Source organism: Brevundimonas sp. (assembly GCF_013912005.1).
Classification (GTDB): domain Bacteria; phylum Pseudomonadota; class Alphaproteobacteria; order Caulobacterales; family Caulobacteraceae; genus Brevundimonas.
This window is the reverse complement of the sequence record NZ_JACESB010000013.1, coordinates 37226-57704: the sequence shown is the minus strand read 5'-3', so window position 1 is coordinate 57704 and position 20479 is coordinate 37226. Positions and strand designations below refer to the sequence as shown.

At 71.7% G+C, this 20479-nt stretch carries 25 protein-coding genes and 1 other RNA gene; 14 read left to right on the top strand and 12 right to left on the bottom strand.

Annotated elements, in window-relative coordinates; genetic code table 11:
- Positions 1–47: 47 nt before the first annotated feature.
- Complete coding sequence (locus H2038_RS10035) at positions 48–1703, bottom strand: electron transfer flavoprotein-ubiquinone oxidoreductase (protein ID WP_292112513.1); 1656 nt, start codon at positions 1701–1703, stop codon at positions 48–50.
- A 200-nt stretch (positions 1704–1903) separates the two neighbouring features.
- On the opposite strand from H2038_RS10035, the gene H2038_RS10030 reads away from it, so the two are divergent.
- Both H2038_RS10030 and H2038_RS10025 read left to right on the top strand, forming a co-directional pair.
- Entirely contained in the window at positions 1904–2692 is a 789-nt protein-coding gene (locus tag H2038_RS10030) for a uracil-DNA glycosylase (protein ID WP_292112449.1), read from the top strand.
- 162 nt (positions 2693–2854) lie between these two features.
- The gene (locus tag H2038_RS10025) at positions 2855–4534 is read left to right on the top strand and encodes a lytic transglycosylase domain-containing protein (RefSeq protein WP_292112446.1); all 1680 of its coding nucleotides are present in this window, start codon (positions 2855–2857) and stop codon (positions 4532–4534) included.
- Between the two features lie 185 nt (positions 4535–4719).
- On the opposite strand, the gene H2038_RS10020 is transcribed toward H2038_RS10025, so the two are convergent.
- Complete coding sequence (locus tag H2038_RS10020) at positions 4720–5364, bottom strand: glutathione S-transferase (RefSeq protein WP_292112444.1); 645 nt, start codon at positions 5362–5364, stop codon at positions 4720–4722.
- A gap of 129 nt (positions 5365–5493) precedes the next feature.
- On the opposite strand from H2038_RS10020, the gene purB reads away from it, so the two are divergent.
- The 3 genes from purB (at position 5494) to H2038_RS10005 (ending at position 7986) form a co-directional block, all read left to right on the top strand.
- Positions 5494–6792, top strand: coding sequence for an adenylosuccinate lyase (gene purB, locus H2038_RS10015; RefSeq protein ID WP_292112443.1), 1299 nt, complete (start codon positions 5494–5496; stop codon positions 6790–6792).
- Complete coding sequence (locus H2038_RS10010; protein ID WP_292112440.1) at positions 6793–7284, top strand: DNA-deoxyinosine glycosylase; 492 nt, start codon at positions 6793–6795, stop codon at positions 7282–7284.
- Positions 7285–7392: 108 nt separating this feature from the next.
- A complete protein-coding gene (locus tag H2038_RS10005) occupies positions 7393–7986 on the top strand; it encodes a fasciclin domain-containing protein (protein WP_292112439.1) in 594 nt (197 codons plus the stop codon).
- 75 nt (positions 7987–8061) lie between these two features.
- Here the strand turns inward: H2038_RS10005 and H2038_RS10000 are convergent, their stop codons facing one another.
- Positions 8062–8385: a DUF1476 domain-containing protein gene (locus H2038_RS10000; RefSeq protein WP_292112436.1), complete on the bottom strand. Its 324-nt coding sequence runs from the start codon at positions 8383–8385 to the stop codon at positions 8062–8064.
- 272 nt (positions 8386–8657) lie between these two features.
- Here H2038_RS10000 and purC point away from each other — a divergent pair, with 272 nt between their 5' ends.
- The 5 genes from purC to purQ all read left to right on the top strand — a co-directional run bounded on the left by purC (position 8658) and on the right by purQ (position 11072).
- The gene (gene purC / locus H2038_RS09995) at positions 8658–9416 is read left to right on the top strand and encodes a phosphoribosylaminoimidazolesuccinocarboxamide synthase (protein ID WP_292112433.1); all 759 of its coding nucleotides are present in this window, start codon (positions 8658–8660) and stop codon (positions 9414–9416) included.
- Positions 9416–9649: a phosphoribosylformylglycinamidine synthase subunit PurS gene (gene purS / locus H2038_RS09990; RefSeq protein WP_292112430.1), complete on the top strand. Its 234-nt coding sequence runs from the start codon at positions 9416–9418 to the stop codon at positions 9647–9649. Before purC ends, purS begins: the two co-directional genes overlap by 1 nt.
- 1 nt (position 9650) lies before the next feature.
- Positions 9651–9782 (top strand): hypothetical protein, encoded by a 132-nt coding sequence (locus H2038_RS09985; protein WP_292112427.1) that lies wholly within the window; start codon positions 9651–9653, stop codon positions 9780–9782.
- Positions 9783–9844: 62 nt separating this feature from the next.
- The gene (locus tag H2038_RS09980; RefSeq protein WP_292112425.1) at positions 9845–10309 is read left to right on the top strand and encodes a YbhB/YbcL family Raf kinase inhibitor-like protein; all 465 of its coding nucleotides are present in this window, start codon (positions 9845–9847) and stop codon (positions 10307–10309) included.
- 100 nt (positions 10310–10409) lie between these two features.
- Positions 10410–11072 carry a phosphoribosylformylglycinamidine synthase subunit PurQ gene (purQ, locus tag H2038_RS09975; RefSeq protein ID WP_292112423.1) on the top strand — a complete coding sequence of 221 codons (663 nt, stop codon included), beginning with the start codon at positions 10410–10412 and terminating at the stop codon, positions 11070–11072.
- 16 nt (positions 11073–11088) lie between these two features.
- Here the strand turns inward: purQ and H2038_RS09970 are convergent, their stop codons facing one another.
- Both H2038_RS09970 and H2038_RS09965 read right to left on the bottom strand, forming a co-directional pair.
- The gene (locus H2038_RS09970; RefSeq protein WP_292112420.1) at positions 11089–12132 is read right to left on the bottom strand and encodes an aspartyl/asparaginyl beta-hydroxylase domain-containing protein; all 1044 of its coding nucleotides are present in this window, start codon (positions 12130–12132) and stop codon (positions 11089–11091) included.
- A gap of 45 nt (positions 12133–12177) precedes the next feature.
- Entirely contained in the window at positions 12178–12435 is a 258-nt protein-coding gene (locus tag H2038_RS09965; protein WP_292112417.1) for a hypothetical protein, read from the bottom strand.
- Between the two features lie 110 nt (positions 12436–12545).
- Between H2038_RS09965 and H2038_RS09960 the strand changes: the two genes are divergently transcribed.
- Positions 12546–13346, top strand: coding sequence for a hypothetical protein (locus tag H2038_RS09960; protein ID WP_292112414.1), 801 nt, complete (start codon positions 12546–12548; stop codon positions 13344–13346).
- Here H2038_RS09960 and H2038_RS09955 read toward each other — a convergent pair.
- Together H2038_RS09955 and H2038_RS09950 are read right to left on the bottom strand one after the other, a co-directional pair.
- Positions 13343–13615, bottom strand: coding sequence for a Tat pathway signal protein (locus H2038_RS09955; RefSeq protein WP_292112412.1), 273 nt, complete (start codon positions 13613–13615; stop codon positions 13343–13345). The genes H2038_RS09960 and H2038_RS09955 overlap by 4 nt on opposite strands.
- Positions 13615–13761 (bottom strand): hypothetical protein, encoded by a 147-nt coding sequence (locus tag H2038_RS09950; protein WP_292112410.1) that lies wholly within the window; start codon positions 13759–13761, stop codon positions 13615–13617. Before H2038_RS09950 ends, H2038_RS09955 begins: the two co-directional genes overlap by 1 nt.
- 97 nt (positions 13762–13858) lie before the next feature.
- Between H2038_RS09950 and purL the strand changes: the two genes are divergently transcribed.
- From purL to H2038_RS09935, 3 genes are read left to right on the top strand one after another with little or no spacing between them, the layout of a single operon-like run.
- Positions 13859–16075, top strand: coding sequence for a phosphoribosylformylglycinamidine synthase subunit PurL (gene purL / locus H2038_RS09945; RefSeq protein WP_292112407.1), 2217 nt, complete (start codon positions 13859–13861; stop codon positions 16073–16075).
- Positions 16075–16401 carry a DUF305 domain-containing protein gene (locus H2038_RS09940; protein WP_292112404.1) on the top strand — a complete coding sequence of 109 codons (327 nt, stop codon included), beginning with the start codon at positions 16075–16077 and terminating at the stop codon, positions 16399–16401. Before purL ends, H2038_RS09940 begins: the two co-directional genes overlap by 1 nt.
- A gap of 49 nt (positions 16402–16450) precedes the next feature.
- Positions 16451–18019 (top strand): alkaline phosphatase D family protein, encoded by a 1569-nt coding sequence (locus H2038_RS09935; protein WP_292112401.1) that lies wholly within the window; start codon positions 16451–16453, stop codon positions 18017–18019.
- 157 nt (positions 18020–18176) lie between these two features.
- On the opposite strand, the gene H2038_RS09930 is transcribed toward H2038_RS09935, so the two are convergent.
- The 5 genes from H2038_RS09930 to H2038_RS09910 all read right to left on the bottom strand — a co-directional run bounded on the left by H2038_RS09930 (position 18177) and on the right by H2038_RS09910 (position 20471).
- The gene (locus tag H2038_RS09930) at positions 18177–18998 is read right to left on the bottom strand and encodes a TIGR00282 family metallophosphoesterase (RefSeq protein ID WP_292112398.1); all 822 of its coding nucleotides are present in this window, start codon (positions 18996–18998) and stop codon (positions 18177–18179) included.
- A gap of 6 nt (positions 18999–19004) precedes the next feature.
- Complete coding sequence (locus tag H2038_RS09925; RefSeq protein WP_292112395.1) at positions 19005–19556, bottom strand: 5-formyltetrahydrofolate cyclo-ligase; 552 nt, start codon at positions 19554–19556, stop codon at positions 19005–19007.
- 94 nt (positions 19557–19650) lie between these two features.
- Positions 19651–19811: non-coding RNA, 6S RNA (gene ssrS / locus H2038_RS09920), on the bottom strand.
- Positions 19812–19905: 94 nt separating this feature from the next.
- On the bottom strand, positions 19906–20214 hold the full coding sequence (locus H2038_RS09915) for a cell division protein ZapA (protein WP_292112393.1): 309 nt from the start codon (positions 20212–20214) through the stop codon (positions 19906–19908).
- Positions 20214–20471, bottom strand: a complete 258-nt coding sequence (locus tag H2038_RS09910; RefSeq protein WP_292112390.1) for a hypothetical protein — start codon at positions 20469–20471, stop codon at positions 20214–20216. Before H2038_RS09910 ends, H2038_RS09915 begins: the two co-directional genes overlap by 1 nt.
- Between the last annotated feature and the right edge of the window lie 8 nt (positions 20472–20479).

The following is a 20479-nucleotide window of genomic DNA, read 5'->3' as shown; positions in this document are numbered from 1 at the left end:
AACCTTCCCGGAATATGCGGCGGCGGCAAGGCCCCTCGCCCGCCGCCCTACATGTTCGGGTAGTTCGGCCCGCCGCCGCCCTCCGGCGTGGTCCAGACGATGTTCTGCGACGGATCCTTGATGTCGCAGGTTTTGCAGTGGACGCAGTTCTGGGCGTTGATGACGAAGCGCGGGTCCGACCGCGTCGCCTCGTCGCCGTAGACGACTTCGTAGACGCCTGCCGGGCAGTACAGGCGCGCGGGCTCGCCGTACTTCGGCAGGTTCACCCGGACCGGCACCGAGGGGTCGAGCAGCCGGAGGTGGGCGGGCTGGTCCTCGGCGTGGTTGGTGTTCGAGACGAACACCGAGGACAGCTTGTCGAAGCTGAGCTTGCCGTCGGGCTTCGGATAGACGATCGGCCGGTGCTTCGAGGCGGGTTCGGTCGAGGCGGCGTCGGTCTTGCCGTGCTTGAGCGTGCCGAACAGGGAGAGGCCGCCGAACAGGGTCTGGAACCACATGTCGAACAGGCCGAGCGCCCCGCCAAGGCTGGTGCCGAAGCGCGACAGCAGGGGCTTGGCGTTCCGGACGCGGCGCAGCTCGCGATAGACCCAGCTGGCTTCGTATCCCGCCTGATACTCGACCAGCTGGTCGCCGGCGCGCCCGGCGGCGAGCGCGTCAAAGGCCGCGTCGGCGGCCAGCATGCCCGTCTTCATGGCGTTGTGGCTGCCCTTGATCCGCGGCACGTTCACGAAGCCGGCCGAGCAGCCGATCAGGGCGCCGCCGGGGAAGTACAGCCGCGGCACCGACTGGAAGCCGCCCTCGGTGATGGCGCGGGCGCCGTAGGAGATGCGCGTCCCGCCCTCGAGGTGCTCGCTGATCGCGGGGTGGTGCTTGAAGCGCTGGAACTCGTCGAAGGGCGACAGGTGCGGGTTGCGGTAGTTCAGGTGCACGACGTAGCCGACGGCCACGTAGCGGTCGCCGAAGTGGTACATGAAGCTGCCGCCGCCGGTGTTCTCGTCGAGCGGCCAGCCGGTGGTGTGCTGGGCCAGGCCGGGCTGGTGCTTCTCCGCCGGCACCTGCCACAGCTCCTTGATCCCGATGCCGAACTTCTGCGGCTCGGCGGCGGCGCACAGGTGATGGCGGGCCATGATGGTCTTGGCCAGCGAGCCGCGGACGCCCTCGGCGATGAAGACGTACTTGCCGTGCAGCTCGATGCCCGGCTGGAACTCGCCGGTCGGCTTGCCCTCCCGGTCGATGCCGAACACCCCGGCGACGACGCCCTTCACCCGCCCGGACGGCTCGTCCCAGACCACGTGGCTGGCGGCCATGCCGGGATAGACCTCGACGCCCAGCGCCTCGGCCTGCTCGCCCAGCCAGCGGCAGAGGTTCCCGAGCGAGGCGATGTAGCAGCCGTCGTTGTGCATCATCGGCGGCAGCAGGAACATCGGCAGGTCGGCCTGACCTTGGGGGCCGAGGACGAGGAAGCGGTCCTTCGTCACCGGCGTCTCCAGCGGGGCGCCGCGTTCCTTCCAGTCCGGGAACAGCTCGGACAGGGCCTTCGGGTCGATGACCGCGCCGGACAGGATGTGGCCGCCGATCTCGGCCGACTTCTCGAGCACGGCGACCGAGACCTCGCGGCCGTCCTGCGCCGCCCGCTGCTTCAGGCGGATGGCCGCGGCGAGGCCGGCGGGGCCGCCGCCGACGATCACCACGTCGTACTCCATGACCTCGCGCTCGACGCCGGCGAGAGCCTCGGCGGGCGGCAGCTTGTCGATGACGGCTTCCTGCCACGCGTTCGCCGCGCCGCCCTCGATCGCTTGTTCGGCCATGCCCCTGAATTCCCTCGCGGTCGGTGTGGTCGGATGTATGCGCCTTATCCGAACGTGACGCGAGGTCGGTCAAGGACTATCCCTGTCGCCGAGCCATGTCCGTCCAGCCCCTCGACAGCGCCGCCACCGAGAGCCTGCTCGCCTTCTGGCGCGACGCGGGGGTCGACGCCTGCTTCGAGGACGCCCCGGTCGACCGCACCCATGTGGCCCCGCCGCCGGCGGTGAAGGCGGTGGCGAAGGCGACCGCCTCGGTGGTCGCCCAGGCCCCGGCCGGCGACGCCGTCGCCGAGGCCCGGCGGCTGGCGGCGGCCGCCGACACGCTGGAGGCGCTGGGCGAGGCCATCGCCGCCTTCGAGGGCTGCCCCCTGCGCGGCATGGGCGCCCGGCAGGCGGTGTTCAGCCGGGGCGACCCGCAGGCGCCGGTGATGGTCGTGGGCGAAGGCCCAGGCGCCGAGGAGGACGCCCGCGGCGAGCCGTTCGTCGGCAAGGCGGGCCAGCTGCTCGACCGCATGCTCCGCGAGGCGGGGCTGGAGGGGCGGGTGTTCATCACCAACACCGTCTTCTGGCGGCCGCCCGGCAACCGCACCCCGACGCCGGCCGAGCAGGCGACCTGCGCGCCCTTCCTGGAGCGGGCCTTCGCCCTGCTGAAGCCCCGGGCGGTCCTGTTGCTGGGAGCGGCCGCGTCGAAGTCGGTGCTGGCGACCGACGAGGGAATCATGAAGCTGCGCGGGCAGTGGAAGGAATGGCGCCTGGCCGAGGGCGGGATCGCCGCGCCGGCCCTGCCGACGCTGCATCCGGCCTTCCTGCTGCGCACGCCGATGGCCCGGAAGGCGGTCTGGGGCGATCTGCTCTCGCTCGCCGCACGGCTGGACGAACTCGCCTGAGACGGTCATCGGGCGGACTCAAATGCGCCCAAAACAGCGGTCAGAACTTGACACTGGCCGGGGCCGTGGCGCCTTTCTGGCCTGACGACCGAACGTAAGGCGCGCGGCCGGATCGAATCGAGACGATTCCGCCGCCGCTCCAAGGGGGGCCGCCAAGTGCCTATGCAATTCCGCCGCGCCATGCTTGCGCCGACGCTGGCGATCACGCTCGCCTTCTCCGGGGGCGCTGCGGCGCTCGCTGCAGAAACCGCCGCCCCGGCGGAAGGTTCCGACAACCGCCCGGTGTCCGCGCTGAGCCCCGCCGACCGGCTGAGCTACACCACCGCCTTCGACGCCCTGCGGCGCGGCGACCTCGACGCGGCCCGCGCCTCGGCGCAGCAGGCGCAGGACCGCATCCTGCTCGGCCAGGTCGAGTTCGAGCGGCTGTTCCACCGCAACCACACGGCGACCTTCGAGGAGCTGTCGGCCTGGCTGGAGCAGTACGCCGACCTGCCGTGCGCGGACCGGGCGTACGATCTGGCCATGCGGCGTCGTCCGGACGGCGCGCCCGAGCCGCGGCGGCCGGCGCGCTTCTTCGGCCGCAGCTGGGCCGGGGTGGCCGCCGCGGGCGGCAACGTCGAGGGCGATCCGACCCGCGCCGCGCGCGTGGCCCTGAACCGCGACGACCTGGCCGGAGCCGTGGCCCTGGGCGAGCAGATCGGCGACTGGTGGACGGTCGCGCTGGCGCAGTACCGGCTGGGCGAATTCGGCCGGGCGACCAGCGCCTTCGAGCGGGTCCTGGACGACCCGACCGAGGACAGCTGGGTGCGGGCCGGCGCCGCCTTCTGGGCCGCCCGCTCGGCCGCCCGCTCGGGCCAGCAGGATCGCGTCCAGCCGCTGCTGCGCCGCGCCGCCGCCTGGCCCGCCAGCTTCTACGGCCAGATCGCCCTCGCCCAGCTGGGCGAGGAGCCTGAGATCGAGAATCTCGGCCCGCGCCCCTACAACGCCCCCACGTTGCAGCGCGCCGTCTACACGCCGGAGCCCGTCGGCGTGGACGCCGAGGCGCTGCGGGAGTTCGTCCAGAGCAATCCCGAGGCGCGCCGCACCGTCGCCTACTACGAGGTCGGCCGGCGCGACGACGCCCGCGACTCGCTGCGAACCGGCCTGCGCACCGCGCTGAACGAGCGGGCGCGCGAGCTGTGGGCGGCGCTGGGGCGCGCGCTGGGGCCGCGGGTGACCGGCAACGACGCCGAAGCCCGCCGCATCGACGCCGACCGCTACCCGCAGCCGGTCATCGAGCCGGAAGGCGGTTTCGCGGTGGAGCGGTCGCTGGTCTATGCGATCGCCCGCAAGGAGACGGGCTTCAACGCCCGGGCGCGCTCGGGGGCCGGCGCCTACGGCCTGATGCAGGTCATGCCGACCACGGCGGCGGAGCTGACCGGCGACGCCGGCTTCGTGGCGGAGCCGGAGCGGCTGTTCGATCCGAACGTCAACGCCCGCTTGGGCCAGGCCTACATCCAGCGGGTGCTGGCGATGCCGGCGATCGACGGCGACCTGCTGCGCGCGGCCGCGTCCTACAATGCGGGGCCGGGACCGATGGTGGCGGCGGTTCGCAAGCTGGGGCCCGACGCCGACCCGCTGCTGCTGATCGAGACCATCGACGTGCCGCAGGCGCGGGACTACGTCGAGAAGGTGGTGGCGGCCTACTGGATCTACCAGCGCATGAACGGCCGGCCGCTCAACACCCTGCAGGCCATCGCCTCGGGCGCGACCCGGGCGCCGCTGAGCCTTGACCACGTTCCGCCGGCCATCCCCGCCGCGGCCCCGCTGGAAGTGGCGGCGATCCCGCCGACCGGGGGCTAGAGGCCCGCCAGCAGCAGCGCCGGCAGGCAGCAGGCGACCATGATCATCAGGCCGTAGATCATCAGGCCGGGACGGCGGTTCTGCGGTTGCTCTGCGGGCGTCGACATGATGGACCCTGAACGCTCCGGAAGGGGCGATGCTCCCCGGATAGCGATGTTGTCTTAAGGGGCGGTTCGGTCGTGCGGTTAACGCAAGGCTTCCGCGCTCCACTCGAGGAAGTCGGGCTGGGCCAGCAGGGCGTCGCGATAGGCGGCGGCCGCGCCGTCGTCGCCGAAGCGGTCCAGCTCGACCTGGTAATGCCGGAAGCGCGTCGCCACCGGGGTGAAGAAGGCGTCGGCGATCGACCACTCCCCGAACAGCCAGGGACCGTCCGCGCCGAACCGCCGGCGCATCTCCGTCCACAACGCGACGATGCGCCGGATGTCGCGCTCGACGCCGGGGTCGTCCGGAACGGACGAACGGTCCGGGCCGACCATCGTATGGTCGGGGCCCATGCCGCACAGGGTCCGCAGGGCCGTGAAGCCGCCGTGCATCTCACAGACCGCGGACCGGGCCAGCCAGCGCGCCCGATCGTCCGTCGGCCACAGGGGGGCCTCGGGGAAACGCTCGGCGCACCAGACGGAGATCGCCAGCGAATCCCAGATGAGTTCGCCGTCGACCTTCAGCAGCGGCACGAGGCGGGACGGCGAGACGCGCGCCAGCTCCGCCTGCCCTTCAGTCGAGTAGATGTCCATCTCGCGCACGCTGAAGTCGGCCCCGCAGCGCCTGAGGACGAGCCACGGCCGCAGCGACCAGGTGGAGTACAGCCGCGGTCCGATGATCAGTTCCATGAGTCCCTCCGTTGCGGCGAGGCATACGCCCACGCCGGGCGCGCCGCCATCCGGCCGAGCCCGAGTTCCGTCGCCGCCGTCACAAGCGGCGCTTGACTCGTCGGGGCTCGGGACCGACACCCCGCGCCCATGATCACGCGCTATTCCCGTCCCGAAGCCGTCGCCATCTGGTCCCAGGAGACCAAGTACCGGATCTGGTTCGAGATCGAGGCCCACGCCGCCACGAAGATGGCCGAGCTGGGCGTGATCCCGAAGGCGGCGGCCGAAGCGATCTGGGCCAAGGGCGAAGGCGCGGTGTTCGACGCCGACCGGATCGACGAGATCGAGCGGACGACCAAGCACGACGTCATCGCCTTCCTGACCCATGTGGCCGAGATCGTCGGCGACGAGGCGCGCTTCCTGCACCAGGGCATGACCTCGTCCGACGTGCTGGACACCTGTTTCGCGGTGCAGCTGGCGCGCTCCACCGACCTGCTGCTGGCGGGGGTGGAGCGTGTGCTGGCGGCGCTGGAGACGCGGGCGAAGGAGCATCGGCTCACCCCGTGCGTCGGGCGCAGCCACGGCATCCATGCGGAGCCGGTCACCTTCGGCCTCAAGCTGGCGGGCTACCACGCCGAATTCCAGCGCGCCCGCCGGCGCCTGCTGGCCGCCCGGGAGGAAATCGCCACCTGCGCCATCTCGGGCGCCGTCGGCACCTTCGCCAACGTCGATCCGGCGGTGGAGGCCTATGTGGCGGAGAAGATGGGCCTGCAGGTCGAGCCGGTCTCGACCCAAGTGATCCCGCGCGACCGCCACGCGGCCTGGTTCGCGGCGCTGGGCGTGGTGGCCTCGTCGGTGGAGCGGCTGGCGGTGGAGATCCGTCACCTGCAGCGCACCGAGGTGCTGGAGGCCGAGGAATTCTTCGACAAGGGCCAGAAGGGCTCGTCGGCCATGCCGCACAAGCGCAACCCGATTCTGACCGAGAACCTGACCGGCCTGGCCCGGCTGGTGCGGTCGGCGGTGGTCCCGGCGATGGAGAACGTCGCCCTCTGGCACGAGCGGGACATCAGCCACTCCTCGGTGGAGCGCGGCATCGGCCCCGACGCCTCGATCCACCTCGACTTCGCCCTGCACCGGCTGGCGGGGGTGATCGAGCGGCTGAACGTCTATCCGGAGAACATGCGGAAGAACCTCGACCGGCTCGGCGGTCTGGTGTTCTCGCAGCGGGTCATGCTGGCCCTGACCCAGGCCGGGATGTCGCGCGAGGACGCCTATGCGGCCGTGCAGGAGAACGCGATGAAGGTGTGGCGCGGCGAGGGCCGGTTCCTCGACTTCCTCAAGGCCGACGCGCGGGTGATCCTGCCGGACGACGAGCTGGAGGCCCTGTTCGACCTCGGCTACCACACCAAGCACGTGGACACGGTGTTCGCGCGCGTGTTCGGCGACTGAATGCTGAAGACCGGTTTCCCGCCGGTCGTGGACGCCGACACGCGGCTGCTGATCCTCGGCAGCCTGCCGGGCGACGCCTCGCTGGCGGCGGGCCAGTACTACGGCCACCCCCGCAACGCCTTCTGGCGCCTGGCCGGGGCGGTGATCGGGCGCGATCTGGCCGCCCTGCCCTATCCGGAACGACTGGCGGCGCTGCAGACGGCGGGGATCGGCCTCTGGGACGTGATCGTCCGCGCCCGGCGGCCGGGGAGCCTCGACCAGGCGATCCGCGAAGCGGAGGCGGCGGACCTGCCCGCCCTGGCCGGCGGCCTGCCCCGACTGAAGGCCGTCGCCTTCAACGGCGCGACGGCGGCGCGCATCGGGCGGCGCTCGCTGGCGGGACTCGAGGGTCTGGCGCTGATCGACCTGCCGTCGTCGAGCCCGGCCCACGCCGCGCGGAGCTTCGAGGCCAAGGCCCGGGCGTGGAGCGCGCTGCGGCCGTTCCTCGGCTGATACGGCGACGCTTTCGCGGCGAGACGCCGCAGGGGGCGATCCGGTCCGACCCAGGGTCCGTACGCTTCAGGACGCCGACGCAAGGCGTCGCCAGGAAGGAATCCCCCCATGAAGACCCGCAATTCGCTCGTGATCGCCGCCGGCGCCCTCGCCTCGGTCGTTCTCACCGCCGCCTGCAGCAACGCCGAGGAAACCGCCGCGCCGGCCGACGCCGTGCCGACCGAGGCCGCCGCGCCGGCGCCGGCCCAGGCCCAGGGCACGATCGTCGCCGTGGCCCAGGGCGCCGGCGACTTCTCGACCCTGGTCGCGGCCGTGCAGGCGGCCGGACTGGTCGAAACCCTGAACGGCGCCGGCCCCTTCACCGTCTTCGCCCCGACCGACGCCGCCTTCGGCAAGGTGCCGGCGGCCACCCGGGAAGCCCTGATGGCGCCGGCCGGCAAGGCGGACCTGACGAAGATCCTGACCTATCACGTGGTCCCCGGCCGGGTGGACGCGGCGACGCTGACGCAGCAGATCCGCGACGGCGGCGGCAGCGCGACCCTGACCACGGTGGAAGGCGGGACGCTGACCGCCCGCGCCGGCGCCGACGGTTCGGTCACCCTGACCGACGAGACCGGCGGCATGGCCCGCGTGGTGCAGGCCGACGTCGCCGCCTCGAACGGCGTGATCCACGCCATCGACACGGTGGTGATGCCGAACTGATCGCCCCGCTCCCCGAAATGCGAAAGGCCGCCCGGAAGGGCGGCCTTTCTGCTGTCGGAACGAAGCCGCCGGGGGCTATTCGCCGGAGCGGATCTGCTCGCGGGCGACGGAGGACAGCTCGTCCATCTTGCGGCGGATCTCGCCTTCCGAGACGGTCAGGCCGGCGCCCTCCAGATCCTGGGCGATCTTGCGGTAGACGTCTTCCTCGCCCGGCTGTTCGAAATCGGCGCGGACCACGGCCGAGGCGTACTGGTCGGCGCTTTCGGCCGAGAGACCCATCTTCTGGGCGGCCCAGAGGCCCAGCAGCTTGTTGCGCCGGGCGACCGCCTTGAATTCCTGTTCCTGATCGAGGGCGTACTTGGACTCGAAGCCCTTTTCCCGATCGTCGAAGGTGGTCATGGGGTGCGCAGGCTCCGATAGGCGGCCGGAATCGTGGCCGCATCGGGGTGCTCTATAGCCCCCCCGGAGCCGAACGCAATCGGAACCGGCGGGGTTGCGGCGGCATGTCCCCGGCGGCGGGTCGGCGGCGCCCCGGTTTGTGTCCGGAACCCGGTTCCGCTAAGGGATGGCGCGACCATTTCTCCCGCCCGCCGATTCAGGATCGCGCCGCCCGGACCCCGCGCCGGCCGCGCGATTTTCGTTTCCGGCGCGGCCCCGCCGGACCGGAACGCATGAACGTCAAGCGCAAGAAGCTCTACGAGGGCAAGGCCAAGATCCTGTACGAGGGCCCCGAGCCGGGCACCCTCATCCAGTACTTCAAGGACGACGCCACCGCCTTCAACGCCCAGAAGAAGGCGACCCTCGAGGGCAAGGGCGTGATCAACAACCAGATCAGCGAATTCATCATGTCGCGCCTGAACGGCATCGGCGTGACCAACCACTTCATCAAGCGCCTGAGCCTGCGCGAGCAGCTGATCCGCGAATGCGAGATCATCCCGCTGGAGGTGGTGTGCCGCAACATCGTGGCCGGCTCGATGAGCCAGCGGCTGGGCATCGAAGAGGGCACGCCCCTGCCCCGCTCGATCATCGAATTCTACTACAAGAAGGACGAGCTCAACGACCCGATGGTCACCGAGGAGCACATCACGGCCTTCAACTGGGCGAGCACCCAGGAGCTGGACGACATCCTGGCCATGACGGTGCGGGTGAACGACTACCTGTCCGGCCTTTTCGCCGGCGTCGGCATCACCCTGGTCGACTTCAAGATCGAGTTCGGCCGCATCTGGGAGAACGACTTCAGCCGGGTGATCCTGGCCGACGAGATCAGCCCCGACAGCTGCCGCCTCTGGGACACGGCGACCGGCGAGAAGCTGGACAAGGACCGCTTCCGTCGCGACCTCGGCAATGTCATCGAGAGCTACACCGAGGTGGCCCGCCGCCTCGGAATCATGAAGGGGATGCCGACCGTGATCCAGGGAGGACTGCACTGATGGCCAAGGTGAAGGTGCACGTGTTCCTGAAGCCCGGCGTGCTCGACGTGCAGGGCAAGGCCGTCGAGGGCGCGCTGAACGGCCTCGGCTGGGCGGGCGTGAAGGACGTCCGCGTCGGCAAGCTGATCGAGTTCGACTTCGACGGCGAGGACCCGGCCGGCGAGGCGAAGAAGATGTGCGAGACCCTGCTCGCCAACACGGTGATCGAGTCCTACCGGATCGAGGCGGCGTGAGGTGCGGCGGCTGGTCAAGCTGACCGTCGCCCTGTTCATCGCCGCCGCCTGCGTGGTGTTCGCCGCCGCCCTGGCCGGCGGGCTGATGGACGACCGGGCGTTCACCCCGGAAGCCGTGGGCGCGGCGCACTGAGCGGGACTTCCGGACCGCTGTTGCGTTAGGGTTGCTGCGCCGAAAACAGCGGAGGACGCGCCATGACCTTCACCCTCAGCTCCAACGACATCGTCGACGGCGGCGTGCTGCCGGACGCGCAGGTCAAGGCGAAGGGCAATACCTCGCCGCACCTGATGTGGTCGGGCGCGCCGGAGGGGACGAGGAGCTTCGCCGTCACCTGCTATGATCCGGACGCGCCGACGGGTTCCGGCTTCTGGCACTGGACCGTGGCCAACATTCCGGCCGGGGTGACCGAGCTGCCCACGGGCGGGCCGGTTCCCGCGGGGGCGGTCGAGGGCCGCACCGACTACGGGGAGCCGGGCTTCGGCGGGGCCGCCCCGCCGGCGGGCCACGGGCCGCACCGCTACGTCTTCACCGTCTTCGCCGTGGACGTGCCGAAGCTGGATGTGACGCCAGGCGATTCGGGCGCGGTGTTCGGGTTCAACCTGCACTTCCACACCCTGGCGAAGGCGTCGATCACCGCGACCTACGAGAACAGGGGATGAGTCCCCGGCGCGGCGAACAGCCGGATCGCATCACGGGCGTCTGAACCCGGTCGAACCGGCCCACTGACATCGCGGGCGAAGCCTGCTAAACGCCCGCGCCATGAGCGCCGCCGTCATCGTCTTCCCCGGGTCCAACTGCGATCGCGACTGCAAGGTCGCGGTGGAGCGTTCGACCGGCGAAGCGGTCCAGATGGTCTGGCACCAGGAGACCGAACTGCCGAAGGGGCTGGACCTGATCGTCCTGCCGGGCGGCTTCTCGTACGGCGACTACCTGCGCTGCGGGGCCATGGCGGCGCTGTCGCCGGTGATGCAGGCGGTGAAGAAGGCGGCCGACGACGGGGTGGCCGTGGTCGGCATCTGCAACGGCTTCCAGATCCTGTGCGAGGCCGGGATGCTGCCGGGCGCCCTGCTGCGCAACGCGGGGCTGAAGTACGTGTGCAAGCCGATCACCCTCGAGGTGGCCAACGGCCAGACCCGCTTCACCTCCGGCTACCAGGGCCAGCGCGAGGTCGTCATGACCCAGGGCAACGGCGACGGGAACTACTTCTGCGACGCCGAGACCCTCGCCCGGATCGAGGGCGAGGGCCAGGTGGTGTTCCGCTACGTCGACAATCCGAACGGTTCGGTGGCCGACATCGCCGGCCTGCAGAACGCCCGCGGCAATGTGCTGGGCATGATGCCCCACCCGGACCGGGCGTTCGAAGCCGAACTGGGCTCGGCCGACGGCGCGACCCTGTTCCGGAGCGTGTTCGCGGCGGCCTAGGCGAACGACGGCCCCGTCAGACGCCCCAGCTCGCCGGGCCGCCGCCGTAGCTGTCGATGGCCTGGAACATCGACGAGACCAGCTCGCGCTCCTCGCCGGTCATCTCCGGCTTCCACACGTCGAAAATGAGGATGGTGCGGTCCGCCGCCCCGTCGTTACGCGCCTCGTGCTCCACCGTGTCGTCGAAGGCCCAGGCGACCCCTTCCTTCCACTCGCGGACCTCGTTGCCGACGCGGAAGCGGTTTCCCGGCGGCACGATCAGCGGCAGGTGGCAGATCAGGCGGGTGTTGATCAGCCCGTGGTGCGGCGGGATGCGCGCGCCCGGCTTCAGCCGGGAGAAGAGGATCGAGGGCGTGCGGCCGGGCACCCGGCACAGCGGCGCGTCGGCGAGGGCCGCGAGCGTGCGCGGACAGCGGCGGGCGACCCCGGCCTGTTCGACCCCGTCCTTCCACAGATAGAGGGCGCTCCAGTCCGGATTCTCGACCATGCCCGCCGTGTCGGTGTTCGGCCGGTCGGCGCGGCGCTCGACGTAGGGGCGGAACAGCTCCGGCTCCGCGAGAAGGGCCTCCAGCTCGGCCCGGATGTCGTCGGCGGCCGCCTCCACCGTCTCCAGCCACGGCAGGGTCTCGCGCGGCTGGAACTGGATCTGCGGCAGACCCGGGAACAGGTAGAACAACGGCTGCGACAGGTAGAGGCGCTTCCGCCCGGTCAGCAGATCCAGCGACTGGGCGAAACGCTCGCTGGAGCGCGCGGGGTCGAATCCCGCCGCCCCGAGGCTGGTCTCGAGATGAGCCTCGAAGCGCCGCGCCTGCTCGCCCGCGGCCGCCTGCGCCCGGCGCAGTTCCGCCGCCAGGGCCGGGCTCAGGGCGCGGCCGTCGCCGGCGGCCCTCAGGGCGACGCTGTAGAAGCGCGCGCCGGCGCGGGGGTCCCCCAGGGCGGTCAGGGCGTCGCCCTTGACGATCAGGGCGCCGATGTCCCGGGGATCGACCGCCAGCCGTCGATCCGCCTCGGCGAGCCGCCGACGGTGGGCCGGCTCGTCCTGACTTCCGATCGCCTCCATCCGGAGATCGGAGGTCGCCGAGCGCCGTCCGTCAAGAGCTTTCGATCAGCCGGCCTGGCGGGGCGGGGTGACCTGCGTGTCTTCCCGGGCCCCCTGCACGCCCAGCGACTCGTCGAGGACGTCAGCGCCTTCTTCCTCCGCGCCGGGCTCCACGTCGGGGGTCCGCACGCCGCCCGGATCCCGCTGGGCCTGCAGTTCGCGCGCCCCGAAGCCGAGGCCCTGCTCGCGGGCGCGATCGGCGCGGACGGTCCTGGTTTCGAAGGTGCGGCCTTCGTCCGCCGCGGTGTTTTCATTGTCGGCCATGCCGGTCTCCCTTGCGTGAACCGGATGAACCGGTCGGCGGCCCGGCGGTTCCGGGGTGAACCGAACCGGTCCGCCGGACGTAGAGCAGACGACCTGCGCCGGAGCTCTCCATGTCCTCGATAGTCCGTCCGACCCCGCCCCAGATGACCCGCCGCCTGCTCGTGCTGGCGGCCGCGGTGTTCGCCGTCGTCATCGCCTACGCCCAGATGGCCATGGAGTGGGGCCAGACGCCGGCGGAGTTCGCCGCCGACAGCGATGCGACGCTGCGCGTGGCCGGCTACGCCTTCTCGATCTGGGGGCTGATCTATCTCGGTCTTCTGGTCTACGCCGTGCGGCAGGCGCTGCCGCAGACGGGGGAGAGCCGGCTGATCCATCGCCTCGGCTGGCCGTCGCTGGCGGCCCTGCTGGGCATCGGCTGGTGGATCGTGGCCTCCGCCTTCGACTGGGAGTGGGCCACGATCGTGCTGATCTTCGGCTCGCTGCTGGCGCTGCTGGTCCCCCTGCTGATGGAGGCGTCGACGATCCGCAGTCTCGACCGGGCCGACCGGGACCGCTGGACGGTGGCGTGGCCGCTGGCGGCGCTGGCGGGCTGGCTGACCGTGGCGTCGCCGGTGAATCTTCTGACCGTGCTGACCGGCAACGGGGACCTGCCCTCCAGCCCCTCGCCCGAGGTCTGGGCGCTGCTGGCGGTGGCGGTCGTCGCCGCCGTGGGCCTCGGCGTCACGGCGCGGCTGCGCACCCTGGCCTATCCCCTCCCCGTCGCCTGGGGACTGCTGGGCGTGTTCGTGGCCGAACTGGAGCGCGGCCGCGAGGCCGTGGCCTACGGCGCCCTCGCCGCCAGCGTGGCGGTCGTGGTCGGGGCGGTGATCCTCAGCTTCCGCCTGCGCCGGGGCGTCGAACGGGCGACCTAGCCGCCGCCCCGCGACCCGGGCTCGGCGCCGCCCGGCTCCTCGCCGGCGCCGACGTCGAACGCCCCCGCCTCGTCGTAGCCGACGCTGCCGACCCCGGTGGCGGAGCCGGTCAGGCGCTGGCGCCGGCTGTGCATCGCCACCTCGGGCGCGGCCTCGTCCATGGCCTTCGTCACCGCCGGATCATTGGAGCGATCCATCTGCTGGTGGTCGGCCGGAGTGGGCGAGGTTTCGGCGGGGGTGGGATCGGGCGTCGACGGACCACGGGCCATCAGGCGTCCTCCCCGGCGTCGTCCGGCTCCCGGGCCTGATTGGCCGCGCGCTCGGCGGCGGCGCTGGCCCCGACGTCGTCGGCGGCGATTTCGGGCGCGTCCGGATCCTCGGGGGTGGCGGCAGGGTCGATCGGCTGGTCGGTCATCGGGCTCTCCCTTGGCTTCGCCGGAACAATGACGCGCCGCGGCCGATGTTCCGCTTGCGGCTGACACGTCTCCGTTCTGCCGCTATGAGGCGCGGCCATGAGCGCTCCCCAGAAGTCCATGGCCGAACTGGCCGCCGAGTACGGCCTCGCCCCCAACGAGTACCAGGTGATCCTCGACCGGCTCGGCCGCGAGCCGAACCAGGTCGAACTGGGGGTCTTTTCGGTGATGTGGTCGGAGCACTGCTCCTACAAGTCGTCGAGGATCCATCTGGGCAAATTCCCGACCAAGGGGCCGCGGGTGATCTGCGGACCGGGCGAGAACGCGGGCGTCATCGACATCGACGACGGCGACGCCTGCATCTTCAAGATGGAGAGCCACAACCACCCGTCCTACATCGAGCCCTACCAAGGCGCGGCCACGGGCGTGGGCGGCATCATGCGCGACGTCTTCACCATGGGCGCGCGGCCGGTGGCCCTGCTGAACGCCCTGCGCTTCGGCGATCCGTCGCACGAGAAGACGAAGCGGCTGGTCTCGGGCGTGGTGTCCGGCATCGGCGGCTACGGCAACTGCGTGGGCGTGCCCACGGTGGGCGGCGAGACCAACTTCCACCGCGGCTACAACGGCAACATCCTGGTCAACGCCATGTGCGTCGGCCTGGCGAAGGCGGATTCGATCTTCTACTCGGCCGCCCCGTCGCCGGGGCTGTCGGTGGTCTATTTCGGGTCGAAGACCGGACGCGACGGCATCCACGGGGCGACCATGGCCTCGGCCGAGTTCGACGAGGATTCGGAGGAGAAGCGCCCCACCGTGCAGGTCGGCGATCCGTTCGCGGAGAAGCTGCTGATCGAGGCGACGCTGGAGCTGATGGCCTCGGGCGCGGTCGCCGCCATCCAGGACATGGGCGCGGCGGGCCTGACCTCGTCCTCGGTCGAGATGGCGGGCAAGGGCGGCGTCGGCATCGAGCTGAACATGGACGCCGTGCCCCAGCGCGAAGAGGGCATGACCGCCTATGAGATGATGCTCTCGGAGAGCCAGGAGCGGATGCTGGCGGTGCTGAAGCCGGGCCGCGAGGAAGACGGCCACCGCATCTTCAGGAAGTGGGGCCTGGACGCCGCGGTGATCGGCCGGACCACCGACACCGGCCGGCTGGTGCTGAAGCATCACGGCGAGACGGTCTGCGACGTGCCGCTGGCCCCGCTGTTCGACGATGCGCCGATGTACGACCGCCCCTGGGTGCAGCCGGAGCTGCAACCCCGGCTGGACGCCAAGACCATCCCGGCCCCGGACAGCTGGGTCGACGCGGTGATCAAGGTCGTGTGCTGCCCGGACATGGCGTCCAAGCGCTGGATCTGGGAGCAGTACGACCGGCACGTCATGGCCGACACCCTGCACGACTCGGCCACCGGCGCGGACGCCGGGGTGGTGCGGGTGCACGGCACCGACAAGGGCCTCGCGGTCACCTCGGACGTCACGCCGCGTTATGTCCAGGCGGATCCCTACGAGGGCGGCAAGCAGGCGGTCGCCGAGGCGTGGCGCAACCTGACCGCTGTGGGCGCCCGGCCGATCGCCATCACCGACAACCTGAACTTCGGCAATCCGCAGCGGCCCGAGATCATGGGCCAGATCGTGCGCGCCATCGACGGCATGGCCGAGGCCTGCCGGGTGCTGGAGTTCCCGGTCGTGAGCGGCAACGTCAGCCTCTACAACGAGACCAACGGCGTCGCCATTCCGCCGACCCCGACCGTCGGGGCGGTGGGCCTGCTGCCCAACTACGACGTGGTCGCCGGCTTCGGCGGCATGGCCGAGGGCGACGTGCTGGTGCTGATCGGCGACACCGTCGGGGAGCTGGGCGCCTCCATCTACCTGCGCGAGGTGCTGGGCCGCGAGGACGGGGCGCCGCCGCCGGTGGACCTGGCTCTGGAGAAGAAGACCGGCGACTTCGTGCGCGGCCTGATCGAGGCCGGCGACCTGACCTGCGTCCACGACCTGTCCGACGGCGGCCTGATCGGCGCGGCGGCGGACATGGCCCTGGCCTCCGACTGCGGCGTGGAGCTGGACGCCAGCAGCCCGACCCACGCGCACATCCTGCTGTTCGGCGAGGACCAGGCGCGCTACCTGGCCGCCGTCACCGACGCAACGGACCTGATCGCCAGGGCGCAGGCGGCGGGGCTGCACGCCTCGGTGGTCGGGCGCGCGAAGGGGCGCGATTTCGCCTCCTCCGGCCCCGACGGCGACCTGTTCCGCCTGCCGCTCGACCACCTGCGCGAGATGCACGAAGGCTGGATGCCGAACTGGATCGAGGGCCGCGCCTGATGCGGCGGCTGGCGGTCCTGGCGGCGCTGACGCTGCCGCTGGCCGGCTGCGAGGGCGGAGATCCGGTCGAGAGCGCCCTCCGCGAGACCGCGGCCGCCAACCACGCCGCGGCGACCCGGGAGACGCCGCTCGACGCGGCTCCGGCCGCCGATCCCGACGCCGCCGTGGTGGCGCGGCTGCTGGCCGCCGAGAGCCAGGCGCTCGCCGCCGCCGAGGCGGCGCTGGCCCGGGCGAACGATCCGCAGGTCCGACGGCTGGCCGAGGCCTCGCGCGACGCCCATCGCCTCCGGATCGCGGAACTGCGGGCGTGGCGCCGGCCGGCGTGACGACCGTCACATTTCCGGGCTAGGTCCGGGCGGACCCAAGGAGACTCCGATGCGCCTGCCCGATTCCGTTTCCCGTCGCGGTCTGATGCTGGCGCTCGGCGCCGGCGGCGTCGTGCTGGGCTCGGGCCGCGGCGCGCTGGCCGATCCCGTGTTCGCGGAATACCCGTTCCAGCTGGGCGTCGCCGCCGGCGACCCGACCCCCGACGGCTTCGTGATCTGGACCCGTCTGGCCCCGCGCCCGCTGGAGCCGGGCTACGGCATGCCCTCGGCCCCCGTGCCGGTGAAGTGGGAGGTCGGAACGGACCGCGGCCTCTCGAACGTCGTCCGGCGCGGCGAGGCCGTCGCCCGGCCCGAGCTCGGCCATGCCGTGCATGTGGAGGTCGAGGGGCTCGAGCCGGGCCGGGAGTATTTCTACCGCTTCACCGCAGGCGCGGAGCGCGCCGCGACGGGACGGGCGAAGACCGCGCCGGCGGCCGGCGCGGCCGTGGCCCGCTCGCGCTTCGGCGTGGTCGGCTGCCAGGCGTACGAGCAGGGCTTCTACACCGCGCACCGGCGGATCGCGGGCGAGGACCTCGATTTCGTCTACTGCTACGGGGACTACATCTACGAGGGGCGGAGCAGCCGGACCTACACCGGGTCGGGGGGCACGGTGGAGAACCCGCGCCAGCACGTCGGGGGCGAAACCTACAGCCTGGACGACTACCGGCGGCGGTACGCGCAGTACAAGATGGATGCGGACCTGCAGGCCAGCCATGCGGCGGCGGCGTGGTTCGTGACCTGGGATGACCACGAGGTGGCCAACAACTGGGTGTCCAGCTTCGACGACGGCGTGCCGCCGGAGGTCTTCCTGCTGCGCCGGCAGGCCGCGGCCCAGGCCTTCTACGAGCACATGCCGCTGCGCCGCTCGGCCTTCCCGCGCGGGGCGGAGATGCAGCTGTACCGCCACGCCGCCTGGGGCGACCTGCTGGACCTCAACCTCCTCGACACCCGCTCGCACCGCTCCGACCAGCCGTGCGACGACCGCTGGGCGACGACCTGCGCGGGCGTGACCGATCCGGCCGCCCAGGTGCTGGGCGAGGCGCAGGAGCAGTGGCTGTACCGCAACCTCGAACGCAGCCGCGCCCGCTGGAAGGTGCTGGCCCAGCAGGTGATGGTCATGGATCTCGATCGCCGCGAGGGCCCGGAGCCGGGCTACAACCTTGATTCCTGGGCGGGATACCGGATTCCGCGGCAGCGCCTGCTGGACCGGCTGCGCGACCGGCGCATCGCCAATACGATCGTCCTGACCGGCGACGAACACCAGAATTACGCGGGCGAGCTCTACGTCGACAGCCGCAACCCGGAGGGCGCGCCGGTGGCGGCGGAGTTCGTCACCACCTCGATCAGCTCCTCCGGCGACGGGGTCGACCAGCGACCGGACGGCCGCCGCTACCTGGCCGACAACCCGTTCCTGAAGTTCAACAACGCCCAGCGCGGCTACGTCGTCTGCGACGTCACGCCGGAGGCCTGGCGCACCGAGTTCAAGGTGCTGGACAAGGTGTCGGAGCGGAACGGGACGCTGACGACGCGGGCGGTGTACGCGGTCGAGGCCGGCGACGGACGGGTGGTCCCGGCCTGACCCGAAAGGGGGCGTCGCGACCTCGTACAAGCACGACAACTCCGGGGCGCCAGAACCCGCACATCTCCTGCGACTCCTGGGACAATCCTGGTGGGCATCCGCACCGGAACGCTCGGCCCTGCGGCCGCGGCCGCGAGGGCCGGACGGCGGCGCCGGTTCAGACCGCCGGGATGCTCTGACTCAGCCGCCCGCCGACGCGGATCGGCTCGACGCGGGTGGCGAGGCCGGTGCGGTCGTCGGTCTCGACGTACACGCCGCAGATGGTGGCCGGGCCATGGGCGGGGGTGTAGCGGCCGCCGGAGAGGCGGGTGGTGAAGCGCCGCAGCGGCTCCTCCTTCTCGTTGCCGATCACAGAGTCGTAGTCGCAGCAGCCGCCGGCGTCGGTCTGGTAGGCGGTGCCGCCGGGCAGGATCTGGCAGTCGGCGGTCGGCACGTGGGTGTGGGTGCCGACGACGAGGGAGGCGCGGCCGTCGCAGAAGTGGCCCATGGCCATCTTCTCGCTGGTCGCCTCGCAATGGATGTCCACGATGATGGCGTCGGCGGCCGTGCCCAGCGGGCAGGCGGCGAGCTCCTTCTCGACCGCGCTGAAGGGGTCGTCCATCGGGTCCATGTGAACGCGGCCGAGCACGTTCATGACCAGCACCTGCTTGCCCGAGTGGGTTTCGAACAGGTTCGCGCCGGCCCCGGGGGCGTCCATCAGGCGCGGGTAGTTGAGCGGCCGGATCAGGCGCGGCTCGCGCACGATGTAGGTCAGGGCCTCGCGCTGGTCCCAGCTGTGGTTGCCCAGGGTCAGGCAGTCGGCCCCGGCCATGAACAGCTCGTTGGCGGTGTTCTCGGTGATGCCGAAGCCGCCGGCGGCGTTCTCGGCGTTGATCACCACGAAGTCGAGCTTCAGGTCCCGCTTGAGGGCGGGCAGGTGGTCCGAGAGGCCGTCGCGGCCGGACTTGCCGACCACATCGCCGAAGAACGCGAGACGCATGGGAGATCAGACCTTTCGGGCGGCGGTATAGCCGGTCTCGGTCAGAACGCCATGCAGGCGGATGTCGTGCCCTTCCAGCGGCAGGCGGTCGACCTGCTGGCCCGCATAGGCGAGGCCGATGCGCAGGGCGTCCGGGAGGGCGGCGAAGGTGCGGTCGTAGTAGCCGCCGCCCTGCCCCAGCCGGCCGCCCGCGGCGTCGAAGGCCAGCAGCGGCGTCAGGACCAGGTCAGGCGTCACCGCCTCCGCCAGCGGCAGCGGGGCCGGCACGCCGGCGGCGTCGAGCTCCAGAGGGTCGCCGAAGCGCCAGCGGCGGAACAGCATGGGCGCGTCCGGTTCGACCACCACCGGCAGGCAGAGCTCCCGTCCCTCGCGCTCCAGCGCGAGGGAGACGGCGTCCGCGTCCAGTTCAGAGCCGATGGCGCGATAGACGGCGACGATCCGGCCCGCCGGCAGATCGCCGATGTGGGCGGCGGCGCGGGCGGCGGCCTCCGGCGACTGTCCGGCCAGCCCCTTGCGGCGGGCGCGCATGGCGGCGCGAAGGGCGCGCTTGTCGGTCATGGGAGGGAGGTAGCGCATATGGAGGGGCGTCGTCGCCCCCTCCGCCACCGGCCTCGCCGGCGGTCCCCCTCCCCCTGCGGGGGAGGAAGAAGGTGGCGGCGCCGCGTGAACCGTGAAGGACTGTTCAATCCTCTCGACCTGGGTAGCCAGGTGGGCTCCGTGTGCCCGGGCCCTCGAGCCCGCACAGGGACAGATCCCTTCGAGTGAATTAAGGTCGCGAGGATAAGTCGCCTTCGACGTGAGCCGCAGCAGGACCCGCCGGGAACGAAGATAGTCGGTCTCCCGGGGCGGAACAATGGCGTCCCCGCTTCCGCGGCGATGACAATTCCTGCGGGGACGACGCTTTCCGTTACAGGCCCTGGACGATCTTCTCGAGGCGGGCGGCGACGGCGTTGAGGGCTTCGGCCACGCCGTCCTGCGAGGCCGCCGCGGGAGCGGGGGCGGCGCCGCCGTTCAGGCGCACCTCGTGCAGTTCGTCGGCGAGCAGCAGGCCGGCCATCAGGAACAGGCGGATGTCGCCGACGTGGCCCACCTCGCCGGCGACCTGACGGACGTGGCCGTCGAACTGTTTGGCGAGGATGCGCACGCGCTCCTCCTGCCCGTCGGCGCAGCCGACCGCATACGGCCGGCCGTTGATCTCGACCGTCACGGTGGCCATCAGCGGGCCTCCTGGTCGGCGAGGGTTTCGCGGATGGCGTCGGCGGCGCGGGCGAGGGCCCGGGCGGCGTCCTGTCCGGCCGCCTCAAGCTCGTGAATGCGGGCGCGGTCCGTCTCGCTGGACGGCTGGGGCGCGAACAGGTCGTCGTCGGGCACGCGGCTCGCCCCCGCGGCCCGGCTCTTCAACTCCAGCAGGCGACGCTCCAGCAGCGCGAGAGCGCGATCGACCCGGTCCCTGGCGGCCGAGGCAGCATCCATCGGTCACA

Excerpts from the sequence above, each read along its gene's own strand:
- H2038_RS09935 (WP_292112401.1), top strand. The coding sequence starts at position 16,451 with ATGCGCCTGCCCGATTCCGTTTCCCGTCGCGGTCTGATGCTGGCGCTC.
- H2038_RS10030 (WP_292112449.1), top strand. The coding sequence starts at position 1,904 with ATGTCCGTCCAGCCCCTCGACAGCGCCGCCACCGAGAGCCTGCTCGCC.
- H2038_RS09910 (WP_292112390.1), bottom strand. The coding sequence starts at position 20,471 with ATGGATGCTGCCTCGGCCGCCAGGGACCGGGTCGATCGCGCTCTCGCG.
- H2038_RS09965 (WP_292112417.1), bottom strand. The coding sequence starts at position 12,435 with ATGGCCGACAATGAAAACACCGCGGCGGACGAAGGCCGCACCTTCGAA.
- purL (WP_292112407.1), top strand. The coding sequence starts at position 13,859 with ATGAGCGCTCCCCAGAAGTCCATGGCCGAACTGGCCGCCGAGTACGGC.
- H2038_RS09960 (WP_292112414.1), top strand. The coding sequence starts at position 12,546 with ATGTCCTCGATAGTCCGTCCGACCCCGCCCCAGATGACCCGCCGCCTG.
- H2038_RS10025 (WP_292112446.1), top strand. The coding sequence starts at position 2,855 with ATGCAATTCCGCCGCGCCATGCTTGCGCCGACGCTGGCGATCACGCTC.
- H2038_RS09915 (WP_292112393.1), bottom strand. The coding sequence starts at position 20,214 with ATGGCCACCGTGACGGTCGAGATCAACGGCCGGCCGTATGCGGTCGGC.
- purC (WP_292112433.1), top strand. The coding sequence starts at position 8,658 with ATGAACGTCAAGCGCAAGAAGCTCTACGAGGGCAAGGCCAAGATCCTG.
- H2038_RS09950 (WP_292112410.1), bottom strand. The coding sequence starts at position 13,761 with ATGACCGACCAGCCGATCGACCCTGCCGCCACCCCCGAGGATCCGGAC.
- H2038_RS10035 (WP_292112513.1), bottom strand. The coding sequence starts at position 1,703 with ATGGAGTACGACGTGGTGATCGTCGGCGGCGGCCCCGCCGGCCTCGCC.
- H2038_RS10005 (WP_292112439.1), top strand. The coding sequence starts at position 7,393 with ATGAAGACCCGCAATTCGCTCGTGATCGCCGCCGGCGCCCTCGCCTCG.
- H2038_RS09955 (WP_292112412.1), bottom strand. The coding sequence starts at position 13,615 with ATGGCCCGTGGTCCGTCGACGCCCGATCCCACCCCCGCCGAAACCTCG.
- H2038_RS09940 (WP_292112404.1), top strand. The coding sequence starts at position 16,075 with ATGCGGCGGCTGGCGGTCCTGGCGGCGCTGACGCTGCCGCTGGCCGGC.
- H2038_RS09925 (WP_292112395.1), bottom strand. The coding sequence starts at position 19,556 with ATGACCGACAAGCGCGCCCTTCGCGCCGCCATGCGCGCCCGCCGCAAG.
- purQ (WP_292112423.1), top strand. The coding sequence starts at position 10,410 with ATGAGCGCCGCCGTCATCGTCTTCCCCGGGTCCAACTGCGATCGCGAC.
- purS (WP_292112430.1), top strand. The coding sequence starts at position 9,416 with ATGGCCAAGGTGAAGGTGCACGTGTTCCTGAAGCCCGGCGTGCTCGAC.
- H2038_RS10020 (WP_292112444.1), bottom strand. The coding sequence starts at position 5,364 with ATGGAACTGATCATCGGACCGCGGCTGTACTCCACCTGGTCGCTGCGG.
- purB (WP_292112443.1), top strand. The coding sequence starts at position 5,494 with ATGATCACGCGCTATTCCCGTCCCGAAGCCGTCGCCATCTGGTCCCAG.
- H2038_RS10000 (WP_292112436.1), bottom strand. The coding sequence starts at position 8,385 with ATGACCACCTTCGACGATCGGGAAAAGGGCTTCGAGTCCAAGTACGCC.
- H2038_RS09970 (WP_292112420.1), bottom strand. The coding sequence starts at position 12,132 with ATGGAGGCGATCGGAAGTCAGGACGAGCCGGCCCACCGTCGGCGGCTC.
- H2038_RS10010 (WP_292112440.1), top strand. The coding sequence starts at position 6,793 with ATGCTGAAGACCGGTTTCCCGCCGGTCGTGGACGCCGACACGCGGCTG.
- H2038_RS09980 (WP_292112425.1), top strand. The coding sequence starts at position 9,845 with ATGACCTTCACCCTCAGCTCCAACGACATCGTCGACGGCGGCGTGCTG.
- H2038_RS09930 (WP_292112398.1), bottom strand. The coding sequence starts at position 18,998 with ATGCGTCTCGCGTTCTTCGGCGATGTGGTCGGCAAGTCCGGCCGCGAC.